We start from the raw sequence: 23,551 nt of genomic DNA on the forward strand, positions 1-23,551 counted from the left end.
CGACGCCCGTAAAACAATTTAGTGAATATCTTTCCAATAAGCTTTATTCAAGCGCCATGCCAGGAGCGTGAAGATCGCCAAGAACAAGAGCACTACAACGCCAAGGCGCTTACGCTCAAGTTGAACAGGCTCTGCCATCCAAGACATAAATGCAACTAGGTCGGCAATGTTGTCATCATATTCTTGTGACTTCATTGTGCCCGGAGTCAATTGCTCGAAACCCACGAATACTTTTTCTGTTCTGCTCTCATCGTGCGGATCTTTACGCTCTTCAAAGTTAGCAGCACGGATACCTTGCAACTGCCACAGCACGTGAGGCATACCTACGTTTGGATATACCAAGTTATTCCAACCTGTTTGGGTTGTATCGTCTTTGTAAAAGGTACGGAAGTAGGTGTAGAGCCAATCGGTTCCACGTGCTCGAGCTTCAACTGATAAATCTGGAGGAGTCTTACCAAACCAAGCCTTGCCTTCTTTAGGCGTCATGGCAATGGTCATCAAATCACCGACTTTTGCATCAGTAAAAATCAAGTTATCTTTAATTTGCTCATCGGTCAAACCAATATCGCGCAAGCGGTTGTAACGCATGCTAACCGCTGAATGGCAGTTCAAGCAATAGTTCACAAATATCTTTGCACCATTTTGCAAAGATGCATTGCTATTTACGCGATCTGGGGCTTTATCTAAAGGAAATTCACCTTCGCTTGCATTGGCAGTTAGGCCAAAACCCAGGGCAGCAACCAATACAGTTACTTGGCAGACGCCCATTAAAGTTTGCAAAATTCGTTTCATACTAGTTCCTAATTTCTCTTTACCATTATCTCAGGCGTGAATTAATGAGCCTCAAAAGTAACGCGGGTTGGAACTGGCTTAAATGTACCAAGCTTGCTCCAGAACGGCATTGCCAAGAAAAAGCCCAGATAATAAATCGTGCATATCTGAGAAATCTTTTCAAACACTGGGGATGGTGGCTGAATACCTAAATAACCCAGGATGATGAAAGCAACAACGAAGATTCCATAAATATATTTATGGAACTGAGGACGATAGCGAATCGATTTAACTGGCGAGTGATCAAGCCATGGCAAGAAAAATAGAATCACTACAGAGCCACCCATAATCACAACGCCCCAGAACTTCGCATCAAATAGATAGAAGCCAACAGCTAGTGCTAAGGCGATTGCAGCGCATGCGCCCTTCACCTTCATATCTTTTGTGTTGAGAGCAAACATGCCCAAAATCACAGCCAAGAAAATCCACAATGGCAGCAAGAAGTTGGTGGTTGTTGCACGCAACATCGAGTAGAACGGCGTGAAATACCAAACTGGCGCAATGTGTGATGGTGTAACAAATGGATTTGCTGGAATGAAGTTATTCGCCTCTAAGAAATAGCCTCCCATTTCAGGAGCAAAGAACACGATTGCAGCAAAAATAATCAAGAAACCACCTAAATACATCACGTCATGAACGCTGTAATAAGGGTGGAATGGAATGCCATCTACAGGATGACCCTGTGCATCCAAGGTGTTTTTAATCTCAACACCGTCAGGATTATTGGAACCCACTTCATGCAAGGCAAGGATATGTGCTGCTACCAGGCCAATCAAAACCAACGGAATGGCAATCACATGGAATGCGAAGAAACGATTTAATGTAGCGTCGCCCACCACATAGTCACCACGCAACCACAAAGAAAGATCTGGGCCAATGAATGGAATTGCAGAGAACAAGTTCACGATCACTTGTGCGCCCCAATAGGACATCTGTCCCCAGGGGAGCAAGTAACCAAAGAAGGCCTCACCCATCAAGCACAAGAAAATGGCACAACCAAAAATCCAAATCAGCTCACGCGGTTTGCGATATGAACCATAGATCAAGCCTCGGAACATGTGCATGTAAACAACCACGAAGAACATCGAAGCACCAGTGGAATGCATATAACGAATCAACCAGCCGAAAGGAACCTCTCGCATGATGTATTCAACTGACTCAAATGCTTTTGCCGCATCAGGCTTGTAGTTCATTACTAGAAAAATCCCAGTGATGATCTGAATTGCCAAAACAACAATTGCTAACGCACCAAAAATATAGAAAAAATTCAAATTTTTGGGAGCGTAGTACTCGCTCATATGCCTCTTGAAGGCTTCAGTAACTGGCAGCCTGGAGTCAACCCAGGCCATTAACTTTTGGGCCCCAGAAGCGTCTGCAGGGACTTCTTTTTCTTGAAATGCCATTTATTTCTCCTTAGGCTTTCTTATCTTCGCCAATCAGAATCTTGGTATCGCTCAAATACATATGTGGCGGCACCTCAAGATTATCTGGAGCTGGTTTGTTTTTATAGACACGGCCTGCCATATCAAAAGTAGAGCCATGGCACGGGCAAAGATAACCGCCTGGCCAAGAATTCGGCAATGAAGGCTGTGCACCGGATTCAAATTTAGGCGTTGGGGAGCAGCCCAAGTGTGTGCAAATACCTACCACTACAAAATACTCAGGCTTGATTGAGCGCCATTGATTTTGGGCGTATGCAGGAGTGTATTGAGCTGGATCGCGCAAAGAATTAGGATCAGCCAACTCACCATCAATTTTGGATAATTCTGCAATTTGCTCTGGTGTGCGGCGCACAACCCAAACTGGCTTACCGCGCCATTCCGCAGTTCTCATCTCATCAGGCTTCATGTCTGAAATATCAATTTCAACAGCAGCGCCGGCGGCCTTAGCGCGCTCTGAAGGCTGAAAACTGTCAACAAAAGGGTAAAGGGCTGCGGCTGCACCTGCACCACCAACCGCCGAAGTGGCGATCAACCAGTTACGGCGATCCTTGTCCATAGAGGGCTTGTCACTCATTTACAAAATTCCTAGAAAGGGTATTTATGGGTGGAAATTGCTTAAAGGTAAGATTTTAAAGTAAAAAGTGGGGTGAGGAAGAAAGTTATGGGGTTAATCTCGGGTTAATCTGTATTCAAGCAAAAAGGAAGGCAAATATGAGCGTTTTAAAGGAATTTCGGGACTTTGCGGTCAGGGGCAATGTCATCGATTTAGCTGTCGGCGTCATTATTGGCGGAGCTTTCGGCAAAATTGTTGATTCCTTGGTGAATGACATCGTGATGCCAGTGATTTCGACCCTTTTTGGGGGTCATATTGACTTCACCAACCTTTTTATCGTTTTGGGCCGCATTCCAGAGGGTGTCCCAAAAACTTATGACGCCCTTAAAAAAGCAGGGGTACCCCTCTTTGCCTACGGCAATTTCATCACTATTTCGATCAATTTCCTCATTTTGGCCTTTGTTATTTTTCAAATGGTCAAAATTGTGAACAAAATTCGCATCATAGATGCCCCTCCTCCACCACCCACTCCAGAAGACATTGTTTTACTCCGTGAAATTCGCGATAGTCTTCAAAAATAATTCTTTAGGCTAATTCAAAAAATGTTGAATCGTCTTTGGCTGCTGTTTGCACAAGTCGTCACCATTTTTTTAGCGGCGTGGTTTATCACGATGATCCTAAAGCCAAGTTGGCTTAATGGCATTCAAAGTACTTCACTTGTAGAAAGCATTACTTTAAAAGAGGGTTCTTACGATAGCGGCCATCTTAGTCCGGGCTCATATCATGAGGCGGTTAAAAAATCGATGCCTGCAGTAGTCAATATTTTTACCAGCAAGGCATCTACAAAATCCAAATCGCGAAAAGGCAGTAACTCAAGCGATCCTTTATTTAAATTCTTTTTTGGGGGTCAGCCTCCGGATGAGGAACCTAGCTCCAGCTTGGGCTCTGGGGTGATCGTTAGTCCGGAAGGCATCATCCTAACTAACCATCACGTCATTAGTGATGCTGCTGAAATTGATATTGCTTTAGCTGATGGTCGCAAACTAAAAGCTCAAGTCATTGGTAGCGATCCAGAGACAGACATTGCAGTTTTAAAAATTGATGCTAAAAATTTACCTACGCCAATTACGCTTGGAAAAATAGAATCTGTTCATGTTGGAGATGTAGTGCTTGCCATTGGCAATCCATTTGGCGTTGGTCAAACAGTTACTTCAGGAATTGTTTCTGCCTTAGGTCGCGATCATGTTGGCATCAATACATTTGAAAATTTTATTCAGACTGATGCAGCAATTAATCCCGGCAACTCAGGTGGTGCGCTGATTGATACACGCGGCAATCTCATCGGAATTAACACGGCGATCTATTCTAATAACGGTGGCTCAATGGGAATTGGATTTGCCATTCCCGTAAACCTGGCTAAACAAGTGATGGAGTCCATTGTGAGCAATGGATCTGTGACCCGTGGCTGGATTGGCGTTGAACCTCAAAATCTCTCCAAAGAGCTCGCTGAATCGCTTGGTCTAGCAGGGTCTACCGAGGGTGTTTTACTCTCTGGAGTCCTTGAGGGTGGGCCTGCGGACCGCGGAGGAGCCAAACCTGGTGATGTTCTCGTTGGCGTCAATAACCAATCAACCAAAGACGTTCGTCAGCTACTCAATCAAATAGCGCAATTAGGGCCGGGTAACGAGGCCACGATTAAGGTATTGCGTAAAGGAAAATCGCTTGAGCTCACCCTCAAAATTGGCAAGCGTCCCAAGCCAACGATACATGGTCAAGCGAAGTAGTAACTGTTATTTAGCCTGGCAAAATCTTCGATAAGAAATCTTTTGCTCTCGGTGAGCGCGCATCTGGGTTACCAAAGAATTCATCCCGAGTGCAATCTTCAATAATTCTGCCTTGATCCATAAAGATGACTCGGTTGCTGACTTTGCGGGCAAAGCCCATCTCATGAGTTACGCAGCACATCGTCATTCCCTCATTTGCCAGCTTCACCATGACATCTAAGACTTCACCAACCATCTCTGGATCTAGAGCAGAGGTCGGCTCATCAAAGAGCATCACAATCGGATCCATACTCAATGCACGGGCAATGGCGACACGCTGTTGTTGACCACCAGAAAGCTGTCCTGGAAATTTATCCTTTTGAGCAATCAAACCAACACGCTCAAGATATTTCAAACCATGTGTTTTTGCTTCGTCAGCGGAGCGTCCCAATACTTTAATTTGTGCAAGAGTTAAGTTTTCAGTAATACTGAGATGAGGAAATAATTCAAAATGCTGAAACACCATACCAACACGGGCGCGTAACTTAGGTAAATTCGTTTTGGGATCATGCAAAGCAATGCCATCAACGGTAATCTCACCCTTCTGAAATGGCTCTAAAGCATTAATTGTTTTAATCAGCGTTGACTTACCTGAGCCAGAGGGACCGCAAATCACAACGACCTCACCCTTATTGATTGAGGTACTGCAATCCGTTAGAACCTGAAAGGATCCATACCATTTAGAAACGTTTTGAAGTTCAATCATGATGGTCTATTTAATAGGTAGTAACAATATAAAAATTAGCGAATGATCGCGACTTTGGCTTGAATCTTACGAACCACTTTAGAAAGTGAAAAGCAAATCACAAAATAGGTTGCAGCTGCCAAGATATAGGTCTCAATCGGCCTGCCATAGTTCTTTCCAGCAATCTCAAATCCTTTAAGCAAGTCATACGCGCCAATGGCGTAAACCAAGGAAGTATCTTGAAACAAAATAATGGTTTGGGTCATGAAAACAGGAATCATGTTACGAAATGCCTGGGGCAACACAATCAAGCGCATGTTCTGACCATAAGTCATGCCTAATGCCTCACCAGCATAGGCTTGCCCCTTAGGAACAGACTGAATACCCGCTCGCACAATCTCAGCGAAGAATGCAGCCTCAAAAGCAATAAAGGTAATGGTGGCCGATAGGTCTGCGCCAATTGGCTTACCAATCAACATTGGAATCAGTAAGAAGAACCAGAGGATCACCATGACCAAAGGAATCGAACGCATGGTGTTGATGTATATCGTGGCTGGGTAGACTAAGGCTGGGCGTCCTGATAAACGCATTAATGCCAAGAAGGTTCCCACTACGATGCCGCCAATCGTAGCAATCACGGTTAACTGAATACTAAAGACCAATCCCTTGAGGATGTAGTTGGTAAATAATTCCCAGTTATAAAAACTTAGATCTAGACTAAACATATCAGATCCGTTTAATGAGCTGCAGCATCGTTAGACACAATAAAGCCCGGTATGCGGCTACGCTTTTCAATCAATGCCATCACGCGATTGACACCAAAAGCAGAGAGTGCATATAGCGCTGTTACTGCCAAATAGATCTCAACCCCATGCGATGTTTCTTCTTGGGCCTGCATGGCAAATAAAGTGAGCTCCGGGACAGAAACTGCGAACGCTACAGAAGAATTCTTAACAGCGTTCATGCTTTCTGAGGTCAACGGTGGAATCACAATGCGCAGAGCCATTGGCAAGATAATGTAGCGATACGTTTGGGTGGTGGTTAAACCCAAGGCCGTCGCTGCTGCGCGCTGACCGCTAGGTAATGACTGAATACCTGCCCGTACTTGCTCAGCGATACGTGCTGAGGTGTAAAAACCCAAAGCAATACTCACTAGCCAATAAGAGGGCAAAAGCTTTAAAGGCACAATAAATGCAGGAATAACGTGATACCAAAGGAATACCTGGACCAACACTGGGATATTTCTAAATAACTCTACCCAAGCAGTTGCGAAACGCACCAGCATCCTGCTACCTCTTCCGGTATCTGGGAGCGTACGCAAGGTACCCATCACGGCACCAACGATTAAGGCAATAGTGAGACCCAGACCCGCAACTGCCAAGGTCCAGCCCCATGCCGTCATTAGCCAATCTAAATAACTTGGATCAGCATTTTGGCCCAGCCCAAATAAGGAGGAGAAGCAGTGGTCAACTACTTCTCCGTCTAAGGTGCTTTTACAAAAAACACCTAAATCTAAAGCCATAAATTATTTTTTCTGCGCATAATCTTCTGCTGGCTTGTCGTTTAAGTTAGCCCAAGCATTTTTAGTTGCAGGAGATAGCTCAAGACCAACAACAATATTTTTTGGTGGAATTGGCTTCAAAAACCACTTGTCCCAAAGCGCTGGCATTTTGTTGTCAGCGACAATCTTCGCAATCGCAGCGTTTACAGCGGCCTTGAATTCTGGATCATTTTTTGGAACCATAATCGCAATTGGCTCTGTACTCAAAACCTCACCAACAATTTTGTAGTCTTTTGGATTTTTGGAGTTAGCAATATTGCCGGCCAAAATCGAACCATCCATTACAAATGCATCGGCACGGCCAGACTCTAAGAGCAAGAAGCTGTCAGCATGGTCTTTACCGAAGACTTCATCAAAGTTCACGCCGTTCGCTTTCTCATGTTTACGCAATAGCTGAACTGATGTAGTGCCAGTAGTGGTTGCTACCTTTTTACCTGCCAATTGTGCAATAGAGTTAATACCTGAATTGGCTTTCACTGCAATACGTACTTCCTCAACATAGAGGGTGTTAGCAAAGCCTACATCTTTTGCACGATTTGCATTATTAGTGGTTGTGCCGCACTCAATATCTACGGTGCCGTTTTGTACTAAAGGCACGCGATTTTGTGAAGTAACTGGTTGGTAGTTGATGCGCAAGGTGCTCATCCCCAACTTGTCTTTGATGTCATTCAAAATCATACGGCAGACTTCGACATGGTAACCATCAAAGCGGCTATCGCCTGTGGTATATGACATTGGAATGGATGACTCACGAACGCCCATAGTCACTGCGCCTGATGATTTAATTTTATCCATCGTTGCGCTTGCAGCAACTGCAGCACCAGAGATAGCAACAAGGGCTGTGACAGCTAATATTTGGCTAATTTGTTTCATTTTCATAAGATGCTCTTCCAATCATGTGGGTAGTGAACTAAACGCTTTTATGTGCTTTTTATTGCAAAATTTAATAAGCAATCATAAATGACATTCAGAGGTCAATTTAGCATTATCTACACCTCGTGACAATGGCTGTCACCCCTAGGGGAAAATGAGCCGAAAATGGGCGCAGCATTCATAGTCGTAATTTATGGACAATAGCGAGATGTCTTCGCCAATCCTTCAAATTCTAGAATTGCTCCGTGAAAATATTCACGCCCTGCCTCAGGAGCTGATTCGGGAAGCGACAGCTGAAAAAGCAGAGAATATAGACATCCTCTTCAATATTGGGATCGAATGTGCCCAAAATAATAGGCTAGCGCAGGCAGTTTTGATTTTTAGTGAGCTTTCCCTAACGAAAAAAGGGGATGCTGCTATTTTGTATAACTTGGGCTTTATTTACTCCCTGCTGAAAGAGCCTCGAGAGGCCCTGAAATATTATGGTGAGGCACTGAAGTTAGATCCACTGGATCCCGCTATTTATATCAATCAGGGAGCTACTTTCAATGAGCTCAAACAATATGAAGAGGCAATACAGTCCTTAAATCAGGCTGTTGCTCTCAATCCTAATATTGCTGAGGCTTGGTCTAATAAGGGCACCGCCCTGAATGAGCTAAAGCGCTATGAGGACGCCTTAGCGCACTACGATAAGGCGCTTGAGCTTAACCCCCAATACGTTGAAGCTTGGTCAAATAAGGGGGTTACTCTTGCAGAACTAAAGCGCCATGAGGAAGCCCTAGCGCACTACGATAAGGCGCTTGAGATCAACCCCCAATACCTTGAAGCTTGGGCCAATAAAGGAGTGATCTGCGCTGAACTCAAGCGTTATGAGGCCGCCTCCCAGTGCTTTGAACGAGTTCTCAATCTCAATCCTAACTTTGCCTTTGGAAAAGGCGCCCTGTTGCACGACAAAATGTCAGCCTGCGATTGGAAAGGACTGGATGGGCTGTATCGCTCAATTTGCCAAGATATTCGGGAGCGTAAAAAGTCAGCTGATCCATTTGGATTTCAGGGCATCTGTGATGATGAGAGTCTTTTGCAGCAATGCGCGGAAATCTTTTCCAATGACAAATTTCCGTCCGACCCTCAATTCAACTTTGAGCATCTCAAAAGAAGTGGTCAAAAAATCCGTATTGGCTACTTATGTGGGGAGTTTAGGGAGCAAGCCACTGCAATGCTGATGACTGAGTTGTGGGAACTCCACGACAAATCTCAGTTTGAAATAGTCGCTTTTGATAATGGCTGGGATGACAACAGTCTCAGGCGTAAAAGGATTGAAGCGGCATTTGATGAAGTCATTGATATTTCAAGGATGTCAGATGAACAAGCATCAACAGTCATATTTAATAAAGAAATTGATATTTTGCTGAACTTGAATGGCTTCTTTGGCAAACCTAGACAAGGCATCTTTGCCAAAAAGCCAGCCCCTATCCAAGTGAACTACTTAGGCTTTCCGGGAACGATCGGCGCTAGCTATATGGACTATCTGATTGCTGACAGGATTGTTATTCCAAATGAGAGCCAGCAGTTTTATTCGGAAAAGATTGTGCAACTTCCGCATTGCTATCAGCCCAATGATTCAACAAGACTAATAGATGGCAAGCAATTTAGTATAGGGGAGTTAGGGCTACCCCAAGAGGGCTTTGTCTTTTGTTGCTTTAACAATAGCTACAAAATTCATCCACAGCTATTTGATCTCTGGATGAGATTGCTTCACGCTGTACAAGGAAGCGTCCTATGGTTGATTGAAGATAGCCCAGATGCCAGGCGTCATCTTCAAAGCGCAGCGCAAGCTAGAGGCATTAGTCCTACAAGAATCATTTTTGCAAAACGTATTCCTCTGCCTGAGCATTTAGCAAGACATCAATATGCGGATCTATTTTTAGATACTCTTCCCTACAATGCGCACACCACCGCTAGTGATGCACTTTGGGCAGGGCTACCAGTCTTAACTTGTACTGGAACTGCTTTTGCCGGCAGAGTAGCCACCAGCATGTTGACCGCATTAGATATGCCAGAGCTCATTACCAGCAACGCCAGTCAATATGAAGCTCTTGCGCATGAATTAGCTACCAATCCAGAAATGCTTCAAGCAATCAAAGCTAAGCTCAATAAAAACCTTCTGAGCTCACCTTTATTTAATGCAAACCTGATAGTCAAGGATATAGAAAAGGCTTATCAAGCAATGCATCAGCGCTTTCAGGAGGGACTCCCTCCTGAACACATCAAAATCAATTAATTCCCACCAATACAAGCAACTGGCAGATCTGCGAATGGTGTGCCCTGAACGCAGTTCACGCCTTTAGTCGAGGTACTGCTCGCCAAGCAACCGCTTAAACCTAAAGCAGCAAAAGCCAATAAGGCCATCAGTTTTGTTTTGTTCATCATTTCATCTAATCCATTATTCAGAGTATTTTTCATAATAGCTTGGTCTAAAGAAAAAACCCGCGGTGTTTCCACCGCGGGTTAATTGTTGCTTCTCTAATTCTTAGCTAGCTTACGCTAGCGTTAAATTAGAAAGTGTGACGTACGCCAACTGCGAATGCAGACACATTCAAAGCTGGGTTTACAGGCTGAGCAGAGCTCATGTTGTTTGTACCGTAGATACCATAAACGTTTGTACGCTTAGATAAATAGTAGTTCAAACCAGCTTGCCATGCTACAAAGTTTGCTTTTGGTACAACTGAACCAACGCCAAAAGTTCTTGTGCTACCGTTACCGATATTAGCCCAACCTTCGATTGTTGGAGTAATGTAAGAACGAACACCGATCTGTTGTGCATTACGCTGTGCGTAGTAGTTAGCGTTAACAGTAGAAGAAACTTTCTTGTTGATGTACTGTAAGTAAGCCTTCAAGATACCAAAGTCATACGTAGCAGCAGCATAAAATTGATTGTCTTGAGATTGCAAACCACCGCCAGCACCAGTCCAGGCAGTAGCAGCTGCTGGGTTGTTGTTAGCAACTGGGCCTGTGTTGCTAGACTTCAAACGGTTTGCAGCAGCTACAACATACAACTTGTTCCATGTGTAGTCAGCTTTTAAGCCCCAACCAGTCCAGTTATTACTTACAGCTGATGTATTTGTGTTGGTAACTGTTGAGCCGTTTTGTGTGTAAGAAGCGCCTAAAGAGAAACCAGCAAACTTGTCAGACTGAGCCTGGATAGTGCTTGTTGTACGAACGGTGATTGCGTTAGATGTACCAGAAGTACCATCTGAACCACGGTAGCTAGCTACGCCAGTGTTACCGTTACCAGTAGGAACTTCTTGTGGGTAAACAGCAGAACCAACCATGTTGTTAGTCTGACCAACGTCAGTTGCTGACAAAGCTTGGAAAGCTGGTGTGTACTGAGTACCTAATGTGAACTGACCTGTACCGTTCTTTTTCAAACCAACAAAAGATTGACGGTTATTCCAAGCAGACGCTGTTGCGTTAGTTACTTGAAGACCAGTCTCAACAGTGAAGATTGCAGACGTACCGCCGCCCAAATCTTCAGTGCCTTTGAAACCCAAACGGCTAGTCTGCTCAGCAGAAGAAGCGATTAGGCTGTTTGATGCATTTGAACGTGAATTTGATCCAGCACCGTCAGATTTTTGGTTAACGTAACCAGCATCCAATACACCATAGATTGTTACGCTGGATTGTGCTTGTGCTGCGCCAGCAATAGCTGACAACGCTGCAACTGCTAATAGCGATTTTTTCATTCTGTAAATCTCCATAAATTGAAAGTAATGCCCAAAAAAAACTGGGACCTGTGAATTTTGCTCGTTTTGCCCAGCTAATCTCAGGGTCAGGGCAATTAGGAGCGCTTTTTGCTTGTCAAAAGGTAGTTTTTTGGCTTTCTTCGTTGTATCACGGCAACAAGGGCCCTGTTTTCTGTCTTTTTAAGGCTATAGATGCCAAAATTGTCATATGGCAAGCCGTGAATTCTTAAAAATCCTTAGTTCAGCCCGAATGGGTGATGTATCCGCGCAACAAAAACTAGCCTCAGCCTACCTAACGGGTGAGTTTAAAACTCCGATACAGCCGTCTAATGCCTTAATTTGGTTAGAAAAATCCTATATTTCTATTCAAAATCAAGAACTTAAAGATAACACCTCAAATAAAGATCAAATTCATGAGTTTTGGAATCAAATTGCCCACATTCCCCTGGTTGAGACCTTCAGTTCCCCTGCATTTCGGTTTGGCTGGGAGGCTTTTTGGAATTTATCCAGCAATCAAGCGTCTTCTGAAGCGCAACTGGCAGCTAAATGGCAGTTAGCCAATCTACTGATTAACCCTGAATTTAGTGCAACTCAATCCGAACTAGTGGATTGGCTTAAAAAACAAACTGTCGCCACAGTCAACCATATATCTCATTTAGATTTTGCCGGCCTACAAAAACTGGCCAAACAATATTTGCAAGAACTTGCAGAAAATGAATCAATCCATTCAGTTGCTGCAAAAGAACTCTTAATAAAGTTACAACCAAAAAATGAAGCGCTCTCCTCCCTTTGGAGTGCTTGGATTGAAACTCAAAATGAAGAATCTCTCGCACAAGCGGCTGAATTAGGTCTCACTGACGCACGACTCACACTGGGATTGCGCCTTGCACAACTGGATGAGCGCAGCGAATCTCTTGGAGATGAAAAATTATCTAAGTCCAATGCATCATTGAAAAAGGCAGCCTACTGGCTAGAGCTAGCAGCAAAAGATGGCGACCTGAATGCTTGGTACGCGCTTGGAGAAATTTATCGTCGCCCACAATTTTCTGGTTACAACGCAGCTGAAAGTGATCGCTGTTTTGATCGCGCTGCTGATCTTGGTCATCCACAAGCACAATTTCGTAAGGCCGCTAACCTCTGGCGTAAGCGTGAGAAATTAGATGAAAAAGTGCGCGGCCTACAAGCTTCCTATTGGGTATGGCAAGCACATCAACAAGGTGTTGCTGAGGCAAAAGAATTACTCTCTAAAATTTTGGAGAGTTGTCCAAATCCAAAAAAGAATGAATGGTATGAGTTAGCAGTGTGCGGTGAGCAAGCCCTCAGCCATCATGCAGAATATAAACTGGATCACGATTGGATCTTGATGTGCCACCGTCTCATCATCGCCAACCAATTTAATTTTAGTAAAGCAGAATTGTTACTCTCAGATATTGGCCAACTACAGCATGAGCATTGCGTAGTGGTAGATATACGCTGGGAACTGCCAAAGATTTTACCCAGACTGATCCAAATTGAAACCATTCAACAACGTCGCGCACTGTTGGCGGCTGGCAAAATCTTTGCCGGATCTGAACTGGACATTGAAGGCAATTTGCGTCAAAGACGCTATCGCTTTGATCGCGTCACTGAGTGGCTCACGAATACCTTCTCGAAAACCTCAAAGAATCAAACCGACGCTGAACTCGCTTGATTATCTGACTCATCCTCAGGCGATGCTTTAGGCACATAAAACCGTGCAATCAGTAAACCTAATTCGTAGAGTAAGGTCATCGGTATGGCTAAGAGTAGCTGAGAGAGCACATCTGGCGGGGTCACAATTGCAGAGATTACAAATGCGCCTACGATGACGTAAGGTCGAATCTCTTTGAGTTTGGCCAATGTCACAATTTTCATATGGACCAAAACCACCACAACTACAGGAACCTCAAAAGTAATACCAAAAGCCAAAAAGGTGGTCATTGCAAAACCCAGGTACTTATCAATGTCAGTAGACATTTCCGCGCCCAAAGGTGCGTTGTAACTAGCCATAAACTGGAACACCGTTGGGAATACCAAGAAGTAAGCAAATGCCATGCCAATAATAAATAAAGAGTAGCTACTCACCACTAAGGGTAAGATCAATTTACGTTCATGCGTATACAAACCTGGAGCAATGAAAGCCCAGATTTGATACATCACTACTGGGAGCGCAATCAAAAAAGCAACCAACATAGTGACTTTCATGGGCACAAAGAAAGAGCCTGTGACATCAGTCACAATCATCTTGCCACCAGCAGGCAATGCTTTTAATAATGGCTGTGCAAATAAATGAAAGATATCTGGCGCCCAATACACCAAACAAACAAAGACAACAATAATTGCCAATGCAGATTTAATGACGCGATCGCGCAACTCAAATAGATGCGAAAGAAAGGATTCTTGTAAACCAGAATCTTCGTTAGATGTTTCTTGTGTCATTAATTAATTATTTACCTGCAGTGTGATGAAAGCGTTTCATTCTGGCTGCTCCAGATTGCACACGAGTACGGATACCAGCAGAGCGTTTAAACCAAACTGGCCTAGCAGCGCGTCGCACACCCCAACTACTGCGGCCTTGTCGCTTAGATTTACGCAAAACCTCTTGCTCATCTAGCGGAGGCTTCTCAAAGCTGGTTTCAAAAATATCAGCTTGGTCGCTCAGATGCGTACCTGCTTCTTGAACGGTTGAGTTAATGGTGTTCTCAACGTCTTTAAAAGCAGAAACACTTTCTGCTCGGAGTTTTTTAAATTCCTCAATCTCCATTTGGCGATTGACCTCAGACTTAACATCGGCCATGTAGCGCTGAGCGCGTCCAAAAAGATTGCCGACCATTCGAGCAACTTTAGGTAATCGCTCTGGTCCAACTACTACTAATGCCACGACTGCAATGAGCGCAAGTTTTGAAACTCCAAGATCAATCATTTATGAACCGCATGAATTTCTATCTGCGCTGTAGCAATTATTTATTTACGTCTTTAGCGTGAACATCAACAGTTTTATCTGGAGTAGTTGCAGCACTTTGTTGAATTTGCTCAGTTGTTTGATCTTTAGACTCTTCAGAGGTCTTCATGCCATCTTTAAAGCCTTTGACTGCACCGCCGAGGTCTTGGCCAATATTGCGCAATTTCTTGGTACCAAATACCAACATCACGATGACCAACACAATTAACCAATGCCAAATACTAAATGAACCCATTTTTAATCTCCTTGGATTATTTTTTCCAAGGGCGCGGACCGCCCATCACATGTAAATGCAAGTGATAAACCTCCTGCCCTCCATCTGCACCATTGTTCACCATCAATCTAAAGCCGCCATCTTTACCGGGACGGCAACCCTGTTCTTTGGCAAGACGGGGTGCTAATTCCATCATTCTACCTAGCAAAGGTGCATCTATGCTTTCTGCTGACTCCAACATGGGGATATGTTTTTTAGGAATCATCAAAAAATGCACCGGGGCTGCCGGGTTGATATCTTTAAACGCATAGATTCCCTCGTCCTCATACACCTTTTGGGATGGGATCAGACCTTGAGAAATCTTACAAAACAAGCAATTAGGATCGTGAGACATGGCTTATTCCTTACCGGAGGCTTTTCTAGCAGCCTTTTCCTCAATACCTGAGGTGCCCAAACGACGATCTAATTCCTCAATGACGTCCTCAGGACGTAAATTGAACTGGGATAGGGCTATCAAACAGTGAAACCACAGATCAGCCATTTCGCCAACCAATAGCTTTTTCTGCTCAGGAGCCATATTAGAGCTGCGCACATCTTTGGCAGCCATGACTGCCTCAGTCGCCTCTTCGCCAATCTTTTTTAATATCCCATCGTCGCCCTTAGAAAAAAGCAGTGCAGTATAGGAAGTTTTAGGATCGGCCTGACCTGCTTTGAATGCGTCACGACGCTGATCAACGACATCAGCCAAATGTGCGAATGCAGAATCCAAATTAGAGGGTTTATTTGTAGAGCTAGTCATCAGTACATTTTATGTCTTTTATTGAGGCAAGTTTTACTTCTTACCCTTAGATTCGTCTACCCAACTCGTACTTGCACAATCCCAACGCATGAAGAAACAGCTGTGCTCACCCGTATGACAAGCAATGCCATCTTTTTGCTCAACCATTAATAAAATCGTATCGCCATCGCAATCTAAGTGAATTTCTTTAATCTTTTGGGTATGGCCAGACTCTTCACCTTTATGCCAAAGCTTCTGCCTTGAGCGAGTCCAGTAAACCGCTTCACCTAAACGCAAAGTAGCAAGCAAGGCATCACGATTCATCCAAGCCATCATTAAGATATCTTTGCTACCGACCTCTTGGGCAATCACAGGAACAAGTCCTTGCTCATTCCATGTCACCGCATCCAACCAAGGACCCGGTTGTAAACTTTCAATAGGGGTAAATGCGCTCATAGATCAACTGTACATTGAATCTTAAATACGGACTGGAATTCCTTGAGAGGCCATATATTCTTTTGCTTCTTGAACTGTATATTCACCATAGTGAAAGATGCTGGCCGCTAATACTGCATCTGCATGACCTTTGGTAATTCCATCAACTAAATGCTGTAGATTGCCAACGCCCCCAGAAGCAATGACCGGAACACTTACAGCATCGCTTACTGCTGCAGTCAAAGAGAGATCAAAACCATCCTTACTTCCATCGCGATTCATACTCGTTAACAAGATCTCACCAGCACCTCGTTGAGCTACTTCTTTGGCCCACTCGACCACGTCTCTGCCAGAAGATGTTCGGCCTCCATGAGTAAATACCTCCCAATGACCAGCATCTGTTTGCTTAGCATCAATTGCAACCACAATGCATTGAGAGCCATAGTAGGCAGCCGCATCTGAAACTAAATCGGGATTAGCTACCGCGGAAGAATTCATGCTCACTTTATCTGCACCTGCGTTGAGTAAACGGCGCACATCTGCCACTGCACGCACACCACCACCAACGGTTAGGGGAATAAATACTTGAGAAGCAACATTTTCAATCATGTGCAGAATCAGATCGCGACCATCTGAAGTCGCAGTGATATCCAAGAAGGTCAACTCATCAGCGCCTTGACCATCATAGCGACGAGCAATTTCTACTGGATCGCCTGCATCACGCAAGCCAACAAAGTTCACACCTTTCACCACACGCCCTGCAGTAACATCAAGGCAAGGAATAATTCTTTTGGTGAGCACTAGATAATTTTCTTTGCGTATTTGAGTGTTAACTCATCAGCGTATTTTTGAGCGGCAGCTAAATCAAGATCGCCAGCATAAATGGAACGGCCGGCAATCACACCCATCACACCCTCTTCCTCAGCCTTGCATAATGCTTCAATATCCTGATTATTAGAGAGACCGCCACTGGCAATCACAGGAATGCGAATTGCTTGAGCCAACTTCATTGTCGCTTCGATGTTGACGCCCTTGAGCATGCCATCGCGCCCAATATCAGTATAGATAATGGCCTCAACACCCCAGTCTTCAAATTTCTTGGCCAGATCGATAACTTCATGACCGGTTATCTTGCTCCAGCCGTCTGTTGCCACTTTGCCATCGCGCGCATCCAAGCCAACCATGACATGGCCTGGGAATGCTGTGCAAGCATCCTGAACAAAACCCGGATTTTTTACTGCAGCAGTTCCAATAATGACAGTGCTGATACCGTCATCCAATAAACGTTCAATCGTTTCTAGATCACGAATCCCGCCACCCAGCTGCACCGGAATTTCGTCGCCAACAGCTTTCAGAATCGATTTAATTGCAGACTCATTTTTGAGTTTGCCTGCAAACGCACCATTTAGATCCACTAGATGTAAACGACGCGCGCCCTTACTAATCCAATGGCTAGCCATTGCACCGGGGTCCTCAGAAAAAACCGTGGCTTTATCCATATCACCTTGTTCTAGTCGAACACAGTGGCCGTCTTTAAGGTCAATTGCGGGAATCAGCAGCATAGCAAATGGTTAGAAATATTAAGGTTGCCAAGAAACAAAATTTTTATAAAGCTTTAATCCGTATTCTGCACTTTTTTCAGGATGAAACTGTGTAGCAAAAATATTATCTCGCGCCACTGCAGAAGTAAACCAATCCCCATATTCGGTAGAACCCGCACAGTCTTCCTTGCGCTGCGGCACAACATAGTAGCTGTGTACAAAGTAAAAGCTCGTTAAATCAGGAATTCCGGCCCAAAGAGCGTGCTTCACATCTTGGCGAACCTGATTCCAGCCCATATGAGGGACTTTGTAAGCCGATCCATCCGCTTGCTTTTGGCCGGCTAGTTCAAAACGGCGCACTTCACCCGGAATTAAGCCTAAGCATGCAGTCCATTGCTCTTGATTAGAGCGAACTTCAGCACTTTTATCAAAGAGCATTTGCTCGCCAACACAGACGCCAAGTAGTGGCTTAGTTTTAGATGCCTCGAGTAAGGCGTCTAGTAAACCCGACTCTTCAAGATGCTTCATGCAATCTGGCATGGCACCCTGGCCAGGTAAGACCACTCGATCTGCAGAGCGAATTTCTTCTGGCTGGTGCGCTATCAGCACATTGTCATCGGGAGCTACATGATGAAATGCTTGATAAACAGAACGTAAATTTCCCATTCCGTAATCGACGATCGCAATTGTTTGCGCCAAAGTTAGCCTATTGTCTGCTGTTGTCTACTGGGCAACTAAGAGGTGTCTAAATTAGAGACTGCCTTTGGTTGAGGGAACAACACCGGATGCGCGTGGATCAATCTCAAGCGCCATACGTAATGCACGGCCGAATGCCTTGAACACGGTTTCAATCTGATGGTGCGCATTAATACCGCGCAAATTATCAATATGCAATGTCACGCCAGCATGATTTACAAAGCCGCGAAAGAACTCAATACTGAGATCCACATCGAAATCACCTACGCGTGAACGCGTGAATGGCACATTAAATTCCAAGCCAGGGCGACCTGAAAAATCGATCACTACACGAGATAGTGTTTCATCCAAAGGCACATAAGAGTGGCCATAGCGAGTAATCCCAGCCTTATCCCCGACAGCCTTAGCAAAAGCTTGGCCCAGAGTAATGCCGACATCCTCAACAGTATGGTGATCATCAATATGGGTATCACCCTTTGCCACAACCTTAAGGTCAATCATGCCGTGACGGGCTATCTGATCGAGCATATGGTCTAAAAAGGGGACCCCTGAGGCTAGTTCAGCCTTTCCAGTGCCATCTAAATTGATAGCAATTTGAATTTTGGTTTCCGAAGTGTTTCGGGTAACGTCGGCTTGCCGCATGCTTCATTGCGCCGCGAGGCGAAGTGTTGATTGAAGCCTCATAATATCATTCCTAGAAGACTTATAAATGCAGATATTGCCCAACTTTCTTTCTGACTATTGACCCGAGTACCCTAATGAGCCGTTTTTGGAGCCCCGTCGTTCAAACTTTAACCCCCTATATCCCAGGGGAGCAGCCGCAAATGCAGCGCTTAGTGAAGCTCAATACAAATGAGAGTCCATATGGACCCTCTCCCAAAGCGCTCGCCGCAATCAATAGTCTGAATAATGAGGATTTGCGCCTATACCCAGATCCAGAGGGTGTTGCACTTAAAAAAGCGATTGCCACACTCCATGACCTAAATCCAAACCAAGTTTTTTTAGGCAATGGCTCAGATGAAGTGTTAGCCCATGTTTTTGCGGGCCTACTAAAACAAAATAGACCTATTCAGTTTCCTGATATCACCTATAGCTTTTACCCGGTCTACTGCAAGCTATTTGGTATCGACTATCAAACCGTCCCCTTAGGATCCGAGTTTGAAATTGATCCATCTACTTACAAACTACCCAACGGTGGAATTATTTTTCCAAATCCGAATGCGCCCACTGGCAGATCTATTACTCGTGCAGATATTGAAAAACTACTTGCCCGCAATACAGACTCGGTCCTCGTTATAGATGAAGCTTACGTAGACTATGGCACTGAATCTTGCATTCCTCTTTTACGGGGCGACAAATGCCCAGAGAATCTTTTGGTAGTCCACACGCTTTCTAAATCAAGAGCGCTTGCTGGGCTCCGTGTTGGATTTGCCCTTGGACATCCTTCACTGATTGAAGGCTTGGAGCGAGTCAAAAATAGTTTTAACTCTTACCCCCTGGGCCGCTTGGCACAAGCTGGGGCGGTCGCAGCGATTGAAGATCAAGCACATTTAGAGGCTAGCTCTCAGAAGGTAATTCAAACCCGAGAAAAGTTGGTTTCTCAATTGAAAGCCTTGGGTTTTGAAACCCTGCCATCAACAGCAAACTTTATTTTTACTCGTCATCCTCAGCATACTGGTGCAAAACTTTATCAAGCATTGAGAGATCGCGGAATTATTGTGCGCCACTTCAAGTCACCACGTGTTGAAGAATTCTTGCGGATTACCATTGGTACCGACGAGCAAAGCAATGAGCTCGTTACAGCCCTACAAGAAATTCTTTCTTAAGAAAAATCTAATTTATTTTTTGAGGCGCATCTCAGCAGCACGAGCGTGCGCTTGCAAGCCTTCACCGTGCGCGAGAGTGCTAGCAACCTGGCCTAAAGTTTGAGCCCCTGCCTCACTCACCTCAATCATGCTCGAGCGCTTAATAAAGTCATAGACACCCAAAGGGGATGAGAAGCGTGCAGTTCGCGCAGTAGGTAGAACGTGATTTGGGCCGGCACAATAATCACCTAGTGATTCACTGGTGTAGTTACCCATGAAAATAGCGCCTGCATGACGAATCTGATCAGCCCATTTGCGAGGCTCAGCAGCACAGATTTCTAGATGTTCGGCGGCAATGGCATTAGCAATCTCGCAAGCCTCGCTCATATCTTTTACTTGAATCAATAATGCGCGATTTCTTAAAGAGACTTCTATTACCTTAGATCTCGGCATCTCCGGCAAGAGTCGATCAATACTGGCTTGCACATTCTCAATATAGCCAGCATCAGGGCAAAGCAAAATGGATTGAGCCTGTTCATCATGTTCTGCTTGCGAGAACAAATCCATTGCAACCCAATCTGGATCAGTCGTTCCATCACACAGCACCAGAATCTCTGATGGACCAGCAATCATGTCAATACCAACGATGCCAAATACCCTACGCTTCGCTGCAGCTACGTAAGCATTGCCTGGCCCCACGATCTTATCGACCGAAGGAATTGTCTTAGTACCAAAGGCTAAAGCACCCACTGCTTGTGCGCCACCAATCGTGAAAACGCGATCAACGCCTGCTAAGTGAGCAGCCGCCAATACCAATGAATTACGAGCGCCGTCTGGAGTAGGCACCACCATCACCACCTCTTGGACTCCCGCAACCTTTGCTGGAATCGCATTCATCAAAACAGAGGATGGGTAGGCTGCTTTGCCGCCAGGAACATAAATTCCCACACGGTCGAGCGGAGTCACTTTTTGACCTAAACGCGTGCCGTCCGCTTCTTCATATTCCCAAGAATGACACCCCGCTTCAATCTTTTGCTTCTCGTGATAAGCCCGCACCCTTTGAGCGGCGACATCCAAAGCATTTTTTTGCTCTACTGGTAAAGCTTTGTAAGCTTGCTCTAATTCACTGCGGGCAATTTCTAATTCAGAAACGCTAGCAACATTTAAGCGGTCAAACTGTTTAGTGAAGTTCAACACCGCTGCGTCGCCCTGAGACTTCACTGCTGCCAGAATCTTCTGTACAGCTGCATCAATCGCCTCATCATCGGCCATGGGTAATGAAAGGCTAGATAACAAAGTATCTTTAAAGCCTGCATCCAGACTATTGAGGCGCTTTACTTTAATGGGTGCAAAAGACATTTGAATAAGGCTTACTTCAGTAATTCAAAAATAGGCTGAAGTTGCGCACGCTTGCGTTTATAAGAAGCTTGGTTAACTACTAAGCGCGCGCTGATATCCGCAATCGGCTCAACCTCAATCAATCCATTGGCACGCAAAGTATTGCCGGTAGAGACGAGATCAACAATGGCATCCGCCAAGCCAACTAATGGTGCCAGCTCCATCGAACCATAGAGTTGAATGGTGTCAATGTGTACGCCTTTATTAGCAAAGTGCTCTCTTGCACAATTGACATACTTGGTAGCCACCTTTAATCGGGAGCCTTGTTTGACTGCGGCTTCGTAATCAAATCCTTCGCGCACTGCGACTGACATACGGCATTTGGCTATATCTAAGTCGAAAGGAACATATAAGCCATCCGTACCTTTTTCCATCAGAACGTCTAGGCCCGCAACCCCAAAGTCAGCGCCACCAAATTGCACATAAGTAGGCACATCTGAGGCGCGCACAATAATTAAACGCACATCAGAGTTAGAGGTTTCAATAATGAGTTTGCGTGACTTTTCTGGATCCTCAAGCGGCACAATTCCGACCTTGGATAAGATCTGCGCCGTTTCTTCAAAGATGCGCCCTTTAGATAGGGCCAGAGTCAATTTCATGGACTAATTATCCACCAGGCTTACTTTATGCGCTGAATATTGGCCCCTAGGAGGGTCAACTTTTGCTCCATGCGGTCATATCCACGGTCTAAGTGATAAATCCGATCCACCTGAGTTTCACCTTGGGCCGCTAAACCGGCGATGACCAAGCTGGCCGAAGCTCGTAAATCAGTAGCCATCACAATCGCTCCTGAGAGCTTCTCTTCACCTTGAACTATGGCTGTATTGCCCTCAATCGCAATATCTGCACCCAAGCGATTGAGCTCTTGAACGTGCATAAAACGATTCTCAAAAATAGTCTCAGTAATAGTAGAGGCGCCACTTGCAATGGCATTGACTGCCATTAACTGGGCCTGCATATCGGTTGGAAACGCTGGGTATTCAGAAGTGCGAAAGCTTACTGCCTTAGGTCTAGCTTGCATCGAGGCCTTAATCCAATCAGGACCCACTTCCATTTTTAAACCCGCATCCTTGAGTTTAACGATGACAGCATCCAAAGTATCAGGACGGCAATGTTTAACTAATATCTCTCCGCCAGCCGCAGCAACAGCGCATAAGAAAGTGCCTGCCTCAATACGATCAGGAATAACCGCATGCTCTGCACCATGGAGTTTTTCTACGCCTTCAATGACCAATCGATCGCTACCAATCCCCGTAATTTTTGCACCCATCTTCACTAATAGCTCAGCAAGATCACCGACCTCTGGTTCGCGCGCAGCATTTTCGAGAATAGTTGTACCTGAAGCTAGTGTGGCAGCCATTAGCAAATTCTCAGTACCGGTTACGGTAATCATGTCTGTCAAAATCGATGCGCCTTTTAAACGCTCTAGCGGTGGTTTCGTTTCTGCTTGTATGTAACCACTTTTAATCTTGATGGTCGCGCCCATAGCTTTCAAGCCTTTAATATGCTGATCGACAGGACGTGCGCCAATAGCGCAGCCACCAGGCAATGAAACTTTTGCACTATGCATTCTGGCCAGCAATGGGCCCAATACCAAAATGGAAGCACGCATGGTTTTCACCATCTCATATGTCGCCTCTGAACTCTTGATATCAGCAGCATTTAAAACAAGATGACTGCGATCACCTGCATCCGGAAAGCTCACAGTCACTCCAATTTCTTGGAGAAGTTTGAGCATCGTACGAACATCCTGCAAATCAGGAACATTGCGTAAGACAATCGGCTGATCCGTTAATAGACAAGCACACAGAATGGGTAAGGCTGCGTTCTTTGCGCCGGCAATGACCACCTCACCATTTAGCGGTGTTCCGCCAACCATTCTTAATTTATCCATGAAACGATTCCAGTAAAAACTTTTTTGTAATAAAGAGTAAGCGTATTTTATGCGGCAGGATTCTGAGCAAACTCTTCTGGGGTAAAGGCCTTAATTGATAAAGCATGAACTTCGGCTTTCATGCGATCACCCATTGCGCCGTACACCAATTGATGACGCTGTATCAAGCGCTTGCCTTCAAACTGTGGACTGACTATCGTTGCAAAAAAATGCTGTCCATCACCTTCTACCTGGATATGGGTGCAGTCAATTCCCTGTTTGATGTAGCCCTCGATCTGTTCTGGGGTTGGAAACATTGA

At 44.9% G+C, this 23,551-nt stretch carries 28 protein-coding genes; 5 read left to right on the forward strand and 23 right to left on the reverse strand.

The annotated features are described in order from the left end of the window. Window positions 1-18: 18 nt before the first annotated feature. From ICN41_RS07950 to petA, 3 genes are read right to left on the reverse strand one after another with little or no spacing between them, the layout of a single operon-like run. Entirely contained in the window at window positions 19-792 is a 774-nt protein-coding gene (locus ICN41_RS07950; RefSeq protein WP_216292407.1) for a cytochrome c1, read from the reverse strand. A 41-nt stretch (window positions 793-833) separates the two neighbouring features. Continuing rightward, window positions 834-2,234 (reverse strand): cytochrome bc complex cytochrome b subunit, encoded by a 1,401-nt coding sequence (locus ICN41_RS07955; protein ID WP_216292408.1) that lies wholly within the window; start codon window positions 2,232-2,234, stop codon window positions 834-836. Window positions 2,235-2,244: 10 nt separating this feature from the next. Then, entirely contained in the window at window positions 2,245-2,847 is a 603-nt protein-coding gene (gene petA, locus ICN41_RS07960) for a ubiquinol-cytochrome c reductase iron-sulfur subunit (RefSeq protein WP_216292409.1), read from the reverse strand. 137 nt (window positions 2,848-2,984) lie between these two features. On the opposite strand from petA, the gene mscL reads away from it, so the two are divergent. Both mscL and ICN41_RS07970 read left to right on the forward strand, forming a co-directional pair. Further along, on the forward strand, window positions 2,985-3,407 hold the full coding sequence (gene mscL, locus ICN41_RS07965; protein ID WP_216292410.1) for a large conductance mechanosensitive channel protein MscL: 423 nt from the start codon (window positions 2,985-2,987) through the stop codon (window positions 3,405-3,407). 21 nt (window positions 3,408-3,428) lie between these two features. Further along, window positions 3,429-4,610, forward strand: a complete 1,182-nt coding sequence (locus ICN41_RS07970; protein WP_216292411.1) for a trypsin-like peptidase domain-containing protein — start codon at window positions 3,429-3,431, stop codon at window positions 4,608-4,610. A 10-nt stretch (window positions 4,611-4,620) separates the two neighbouring features. On the opposite strand, the gene ICN41_RS07975 is transcribed toward ICN41_RS07970, so the two are convergent. Genes ICN41_RS07975 through ICN41_RS07990 form a run of 4 tightly spaced genes read right to left on the reverse strand, consistent with a single transcriptional unit; the run spans window position 4,621 to window position 7,768 of the window. Continuing rightward, window positions 4,621-5,355 carry an amino acid ABC transporter ATP-binding protein gene (locus ICN41_RS07975; protein WP_216292412.1) on the reverse strand — a complete coding sequence of 245 codons (735 nt, stop codon included), beginning with the start codon at window positions 5,353-5,355 and terminating at the stop codon, window positions 4,621-4,623. 35 nt (window positions 5,356-5,390) lie between these two features. Continuing rightward, on the reverse strand, window positions 5,391-6,059 hold the full coding sequence (locus ICN41_RS07980; protein ID WP_216292413.1) for an amino acid ABC transporter permease: 669 nt from the start codon (window positions 6,057-6,059) through the stop codon (window positions 5,391-5,393). An 11-nt stretch (window positions 6,060-6,070) separates the two neighbouring features. Beyond that, on the reverse strand, window positions 6,071-6,856 hold the full coding sequence (locus tag ICN41_RS07985) for an amino acid ABC transporter permease (RefSeq protein WP_216292414.1): 786 nt from the start codon (window positions 6,854-6,856) through the stop codon (window positions 6,071-6,073). A 3-nt stretch (window positions 6,857-6,859) separates the two neighbouring features. After that, entirely contained in the window at window positions 6,860-7,768 is a 909-nt protein-coding gene (locus ICN41_RS07990; protein WP_216292543.1) for an amino acid ABC transporter substrate-binding protein, read from the reverse strand. A 208-nt stretch (window positions 7,769-7,976) separates the two neighbouring features. Here ICN41_RS07990 and ICN41_RS07995 point away from each other — a divergent pair, with 208 nt between their 5' ends. Continuing rightward, entirely contained in the window at window positions 7,977-10,049 is a 2,073-nt protein-coding gene (locus tag ICN41_RS07995; protein ID WP_216292415.1) for a tetratricopeptide repeat protein, read from the forward strand. Here ICN41_RS07995 and ICN41_RS08000 read toward each other — a convergent pair. Continuing rightward, window positions 10,046-10,195: a hypothetical protein gene (locus ICN41_RS08000; protein WP_216292416.1), complete on the reverse strand. Its 150-nt coding sequence runs from the start codon at window positions 10,193-10,195 to the stop codon at window positions 10,046-10,048. The genes ICN41_RS07995 and ICN41_RS08000 overlap by 4 nt on opposite strands. A 128-nt stretch (window positions 10,196-10,323) precedes the next feature. Beyond that, the gene (locus tag ICN41_RS08005) at window positions 10,324-11,511 is read right to left on the reverse strand and encodes a porin (RefSeq protein ID WP_216292417.1); all 1,188 of its coding nucleotides are present in this window, start codon (window positions 11,509-11,511) and stop codon (window positions 10,324-10,326) included. 208 nt (window positions 11,512-11,719) lie between these two features. On the opposite strand from ICN41_RS08005, the gene ICN41_RS08010 reads away from it, so the two are divergent. Then, on the forward strand, window positions 11,720-13,201 hold the full coding sequence (locus ICN41_RS08010) for a tetratricopeptide repeat protein (RefSeq protein WP_216292418.1): 1,482 nt from the start codon (window positions 11,720-11,722) through the stop codon (window positions 13,199-13,201). On the opposite strand, the gene tatC is transcribed toward ICN41_RS08010, so the two are convergent. From tatC to hisB, 10 genes are read right to left on the reverse strand one after another with little or no spacing between them, the layout of a single operon-like run. Next, window positions 13,177-13,968: a twin-arginine translocase subunit TatC gene (gene tatC / locus ICN41_RS08015; RefSeq protein ID WP_216292419.1), complete on the reverse strand. Its 792-nt coding sequence runs from the start codon at window positions 13,966-13,968 to the stop codon at window positions 13,177-13,179. The genes ICN41_RS08010 and tatC overlap by 25 nt on opposite strands. Before the next feature lie 7 nt (window positions 13,969-13,975). Further along, on the reverse strand, window positions 13,976-14,452 hold the full coding sequence (tatB, locus tag ICN41_RS08020) for a Sec-independent protein translocase protein TatB (protein WP_216292420.1): 477 nt from the start codon (window positions 14,450-14,452) through the stop codon (window positions 13,976-13,978). Window positions 14,453-14,489: 37 nt separating this feature from the next. After that, entirely contained in the window at window positions 14,490-14,726 is a 237-nt protein-coding gene (gene tatA / locus ICN41_RS08025) for a Sec-independent protein translocase subunit TatA (protein WP_216292421.1), read from the reverse strand. A 16-nt stretch (window positions 14,727-14,742) separates the two neighbouring features. Then, window positions 14,743-15,099 carry a histidine triad nucleotide-binding protein gene (locus ICN41_RS08030; RefSeq protein ID WP_216292422.1) on the reverse strand — a complete coding sequence of 119 codons (357 nt, stop codon included), beginning with the start codon at window positions 15,097-15,099 and terminating at the stop codon, window positions 14,743-14,745. A 3-nt stretch (window positions 15,100-15,102) separates the two neighbouring features. After that, the gene (locus ICN41_RS08035) at window positions 15,103-15,504 is read right to left on the reverse strand and encodes a phosphoribosyl-ATP diphosphatase (RefSeq protein ID WP_216292423.1); all 402 of its coding nucleotides are present in this window, start codon (window positions 15,502-15,504) and stop codon (window positions 15,103-15,105) included. Between the two features lie 33 nt (window positions 15,505-15,537). Then, a complete protein-coding gene (gene hisI, locus ICN41_RS08040; protein WP_216292424.1) occupies window positions 15,538-15,939 on the reverse strand; it encodes a phosphoribosyl-AMP cyclohydrolase in 402 nt (133 codons plus the stop codon). Window positions 15,940-15,960: 21 nt separating this feature from the next. Continuing rightward, complete coding sequence (hisF, locus tag ICN41_RS08045) at window positions 15,961-16,719, reverse strand: imidazole glycerol phosphate synthase subunit HisF (protein ID WP_216292425.1); 759 nt, start codon at window positions 16,717-16,719, stop codon at window positions 15,961-15,963. Next, the gene (gene hisA / locus ICN41_RS08050; protein WP_216292426.1) at window positions 16,719-17,480 is read right to left on the reverse strand and encodes a 1-(5-phosphoribosyl)-5-[(5-phosphoribosylamino)methylideneamino]imidazole-4-carboxamide isomerase; all 762 of its coding nucleotides are present in this window, start codon (window positions 17,478-17,480) and stop codon (window positions 16,719-16,721) included. Before hisA ends, hisF begins: the two co-directional genes overlap by 1 nt. Window positions 17,481-17,498: 18 nt before the next feature. Next, complete coding sequence (gene hisH, locus ICN41_RS08055; protein WP_216292427.1) at window positions 17,499-18,158, reverse strand: imidazole glycerol phosphate synthase subunit HisH; 660 nt, start codon at window positions 18,156-18,158, stop codon at window positions 17,499-17,501. 51 nt (window positions 18,159-18,209) lie between these two features. Further along, window positions 18,210-18,797, reverse strand: a complete 588-nt coding sequence (gene hisB / locus ICN41_RS08060) for an imidazoleglycerol-phosphate dehydratase HisB (protein WP_216292428.1) — start codon at window positions 18,795-18,797, stop codon at window positions 18,210-18,212. Between the two features lie 116 nt (window positions 18,798-18,913). Here hisB and hisC point away from each other — a divergent pair, with 116 nt between their 5' ends. After that, window positions 18,914-19,981: a histidinol-phosphate transaminase gene (gene hisC, locus ICN41_RS08065; protein WP_216292429.1), complete on the forward strand. Its 1,068-nt coding sequence runs from the start codon at window positions 18,914-18,916 to the stop codon at window positions 19,979-19,981. Window positions 19,982-19,993: 12 nt separating this feature from the next. Here hisC and hisD read toward each other — a convergent pair whose 3' ends face one another. Genes hisD through ICN41_RS08085 form a run of 4 tightly spaced genes read right to left on the reverse strand, consistent with a single transcriptional unit; the run spans window position 19,994 to window position 23,548 of the window. After that, window positions 19,994-21,319, reverse strand: a complete 1,326-nt coding sequence (gene hisD, locus ICN41_RS08070; RefSeq protein WP_216292430.1) for a histidinol dehydrogenase — start codon at window positions 21,317-21,319, stop codon at window positions 19,994-19,996. Window positions 21,320-21,330: 11 nt separating this feature from the next. Then, window positions 21,331-21,957, reverse strand: a complete 627-nt coding sequence (gene hisG, locus ICN41_RS08075) for an ATP phosphoribosyltransferase (protein ID WP_216292431.1) — start codon at window positions 21,955-21,957, stop codon at window positions 21,331-21,333. A 20-nt stretch (window positions 21,958-21,977) separates the two neighbouring features. Beyond that, window positions 21,978-23,252 (reverse strand): UDP-N-acetylglucosamine 1-carboxyvinyltransferase, encoded by a 1,275-nt coding sequence (gene murA / locus ICN41_RS08080; RefSeq protein WP_216292432.1) that lies wholly within the window; start codon window positions 23,250-23,252, stop codon window positions 21,978-21,980. A 47-nt stretch (window positions 23,253-23,299) separates the two neighbouring features. Then, window positions 23,300-23,548 carry a BolA family protein gene (locus ICN41_RS08085; RefSeq protein ID WP_216292433.1) on the reverse strand — a complete coding sequence of 83 codons (249 nt, stop codon included), beginning with the start codon at window positions 23,546-23,548 and terminating at the stop codon, window positions 23,300-23,302. Window positions 23,549-23,551: the final 3 nt, after the last annotated feature.

It is taken from the genome of Polynucleobacter sp. 15G-AUS-farblos (genome assembly GCF_018882445.1).
Lineage (GTDB): Bacteria > Pseudomonadota > Gammaproteobacteria > Burkholderiales > Burkholderiaceae > Polynucleobacter.

What these genes read in the sequence shown, in the direction of transcription:
- murA (WP_216292432.1), bottom strand. Translation starts at nt 23,252, where the DNA reads ATGGATAAATTAAGAATGGTTGGCGGAACACCGCTAAATGGTGAGGTG.
- ICN41_RS07980 (WP_216292413.1), bottom strand. Translation starts at nt 6,059, where the DNA reads ATGTTTAGTCTAGATCTAAGTTTTTATAACTGGGAATTATTTACCAAC.
- ICN41_RS07970 (WP_216292411.1), top strand. Translation starts at nt 3,429, where the DNA reads ATGTTGAATCGTCTTTGGCTGCTGTTTGCACAAGTCGTCACCATTTTT.
- tatB (WP_216292420.1), bottom strand. Translation starts at nt 14,452, where the DNA reads ATGATTGATCTTGGAGTTTCAAAACTTGCGCTCATTGCAGTCGTGGCA.
- ICN41_RS08000 (WP_216292416.1), bottom strand. Translation starts at nt 10,195, where the DNA reads ATGAACAAAACAAAACTGATGGCCTTATTGGCTTTTGCTGCTTTAGGT.
- hisC (WP_216292429.1), top strand. Translation starts at nt 18,914, where the DNA reads ATGAGCCGTTTTTGGAGCCCCGTCGTTCAAACTTTAACCCCCTATATC.
- ICN41_RS07995 (WP_216292415.1), top strand. Translation starts at nt 7,977, where the DNA reads ATGTCTTCGCCAATCCTTCAAATTCTAGAATTGCTCCGTGAAAATATT.
- hisG (WP_216292431.1), bottom strand. Translation starts at nt 21,957, where the DNA reads ATGAAATTGACTCTGGCCCTATCTAAAGGGCGCATCTTTGAAGAAACG.
- ICN41_RS08005 (WP_216292417.1), bottom strand. Translation starts at nt 11,511, where the DNA reads ATGAAAAAATCGCTATTAGCAGTTGCAGCGTTGTCAGCTATTGCTGGC.
- petA (WP_216292409.1), bottom strand. Translation starts at nt 2,847, where the DNA reads ATGAGTGACAAGCCCTCTATGGACAAGGATCGCCGTAACTGGTTGATC.
- ICN41_RS07975 (WP_216292412.1), bottom strand. Translation starts at nt 5,355, where the DNA reads ATGATTGAACTTCAAAACGTTTCTAAATGGTATGGATCCTTTCAGGTT.
- hisD (WP_216292430.1), bottom strand. Translation starts at nt 21,319, where the DNA reads ATGTCTTTTGCACCCATTAAAGTAAAGCGCCTCAATAGTCTGGATGCA.
- tatA (WP_216292421.1), bottom strand. Translation starts at nt 14,726, where the DNA reads ATGGGTTCATTTAGTATTTGGCATTGGTTAATTGTGTTGGTCATCGTG.
- ICN41_RS07990 (WP_216292543.1), bottom strand. Translation starts at nt 7,768, where the DNA reads ATGAAACAAATTAGCCAAATATTAGCTGTCACAGCCCTTGTTGCTATC.
- ICN41_RS08010 (WP_216292418.1), top strand. Translation starts at nt 11,720, where the DNA reads ATGGCAAGCCGTGAATTCTTAAAAATCCTTAGTTCAGCCCGAATGGGT.
- hisB (WP_216292428.1), bottom strand. Translation starts at nt 18,797, where the DNA reads ATGCGGCAAGCCGACGTTACCCGAAACACTTCGGAAACCAAAATTCAA.
- tatC (WP_216292419.1), bottom strand. Translation starts at nt 13,968, where the DNA reads ATGACACAAGAAACATCTAACGAAGATTCTGGTTTACAAGAATCCTTT.
- hisA (WP_216292426.1), bottom strand. Translation starts at nt 17,480, where the DNA reads ATGCTGCTGATTCCCGCAATTGACCTTAAAGACGGCCACTGTGTTCGA.
- ICN41_RS07950 (WP_216292407.1), bottom strand. Translation starts at nt 792, where the DNA reads ATGAAACGAATTTTGCAAACTTTAATGGGCGTCTGCCAAGTAACTGTA.
- ICN41_RS07985 (WP_216292414.1), bottom strand. Translation starts at nt 6,856, where the DNA reads ATGGCTTTAGATTTAGGTGTTTTTTGTAAAAGCACCTTAGACGGAGAA.
- ICN41_RS08030 (WP_216292422.1), bottom strand. Translation starts at nt 15,099, where the DNA reads ATGTCTCACGATCCTAATTGCTTGTTTTGTAAGATTTCTCAAGGTCTG.
- mscL (WP_216292410.1), top strand. Translation starts at nt 2,985, where the DNA reads ATGAGCGTTTTAAAGGAATTTCGGGACTTTGCGGTCAGGGGCAATGTC.
- ICN41_RS08035 (WP_216292423.1), bottom strand. Translation starts at nt 15,504, where the DNA reads ATGACTAGCTCTACAAATAAACCCTCTAATTTGGATTCTGCATTCGCA.
- ICN41_RS08085 (WP_216292433.1), bottom strand. Translation starts at nt 23,548, where the DNA reads ATGTTTCCAACCCCAGAACAGATCGAGGGCTACATCAAACAGGGAATT.
- ICN41_RS07955 (WP_216292408.1), bottom strand. Translation starts at nt 2,234, where the DNA reads ATGGCATTTCAAGAAAAAGAAGTCCCTGCAGACGCTTCTGGGGCCCAA.
- hisI (WP_216292424.1), bottom strand. Translation starts at nt 15,939, where the DNA reads ATGAGCGCATTTACCCCTATTGAAAGTTTACAACCGGGTCCTTGGTTG.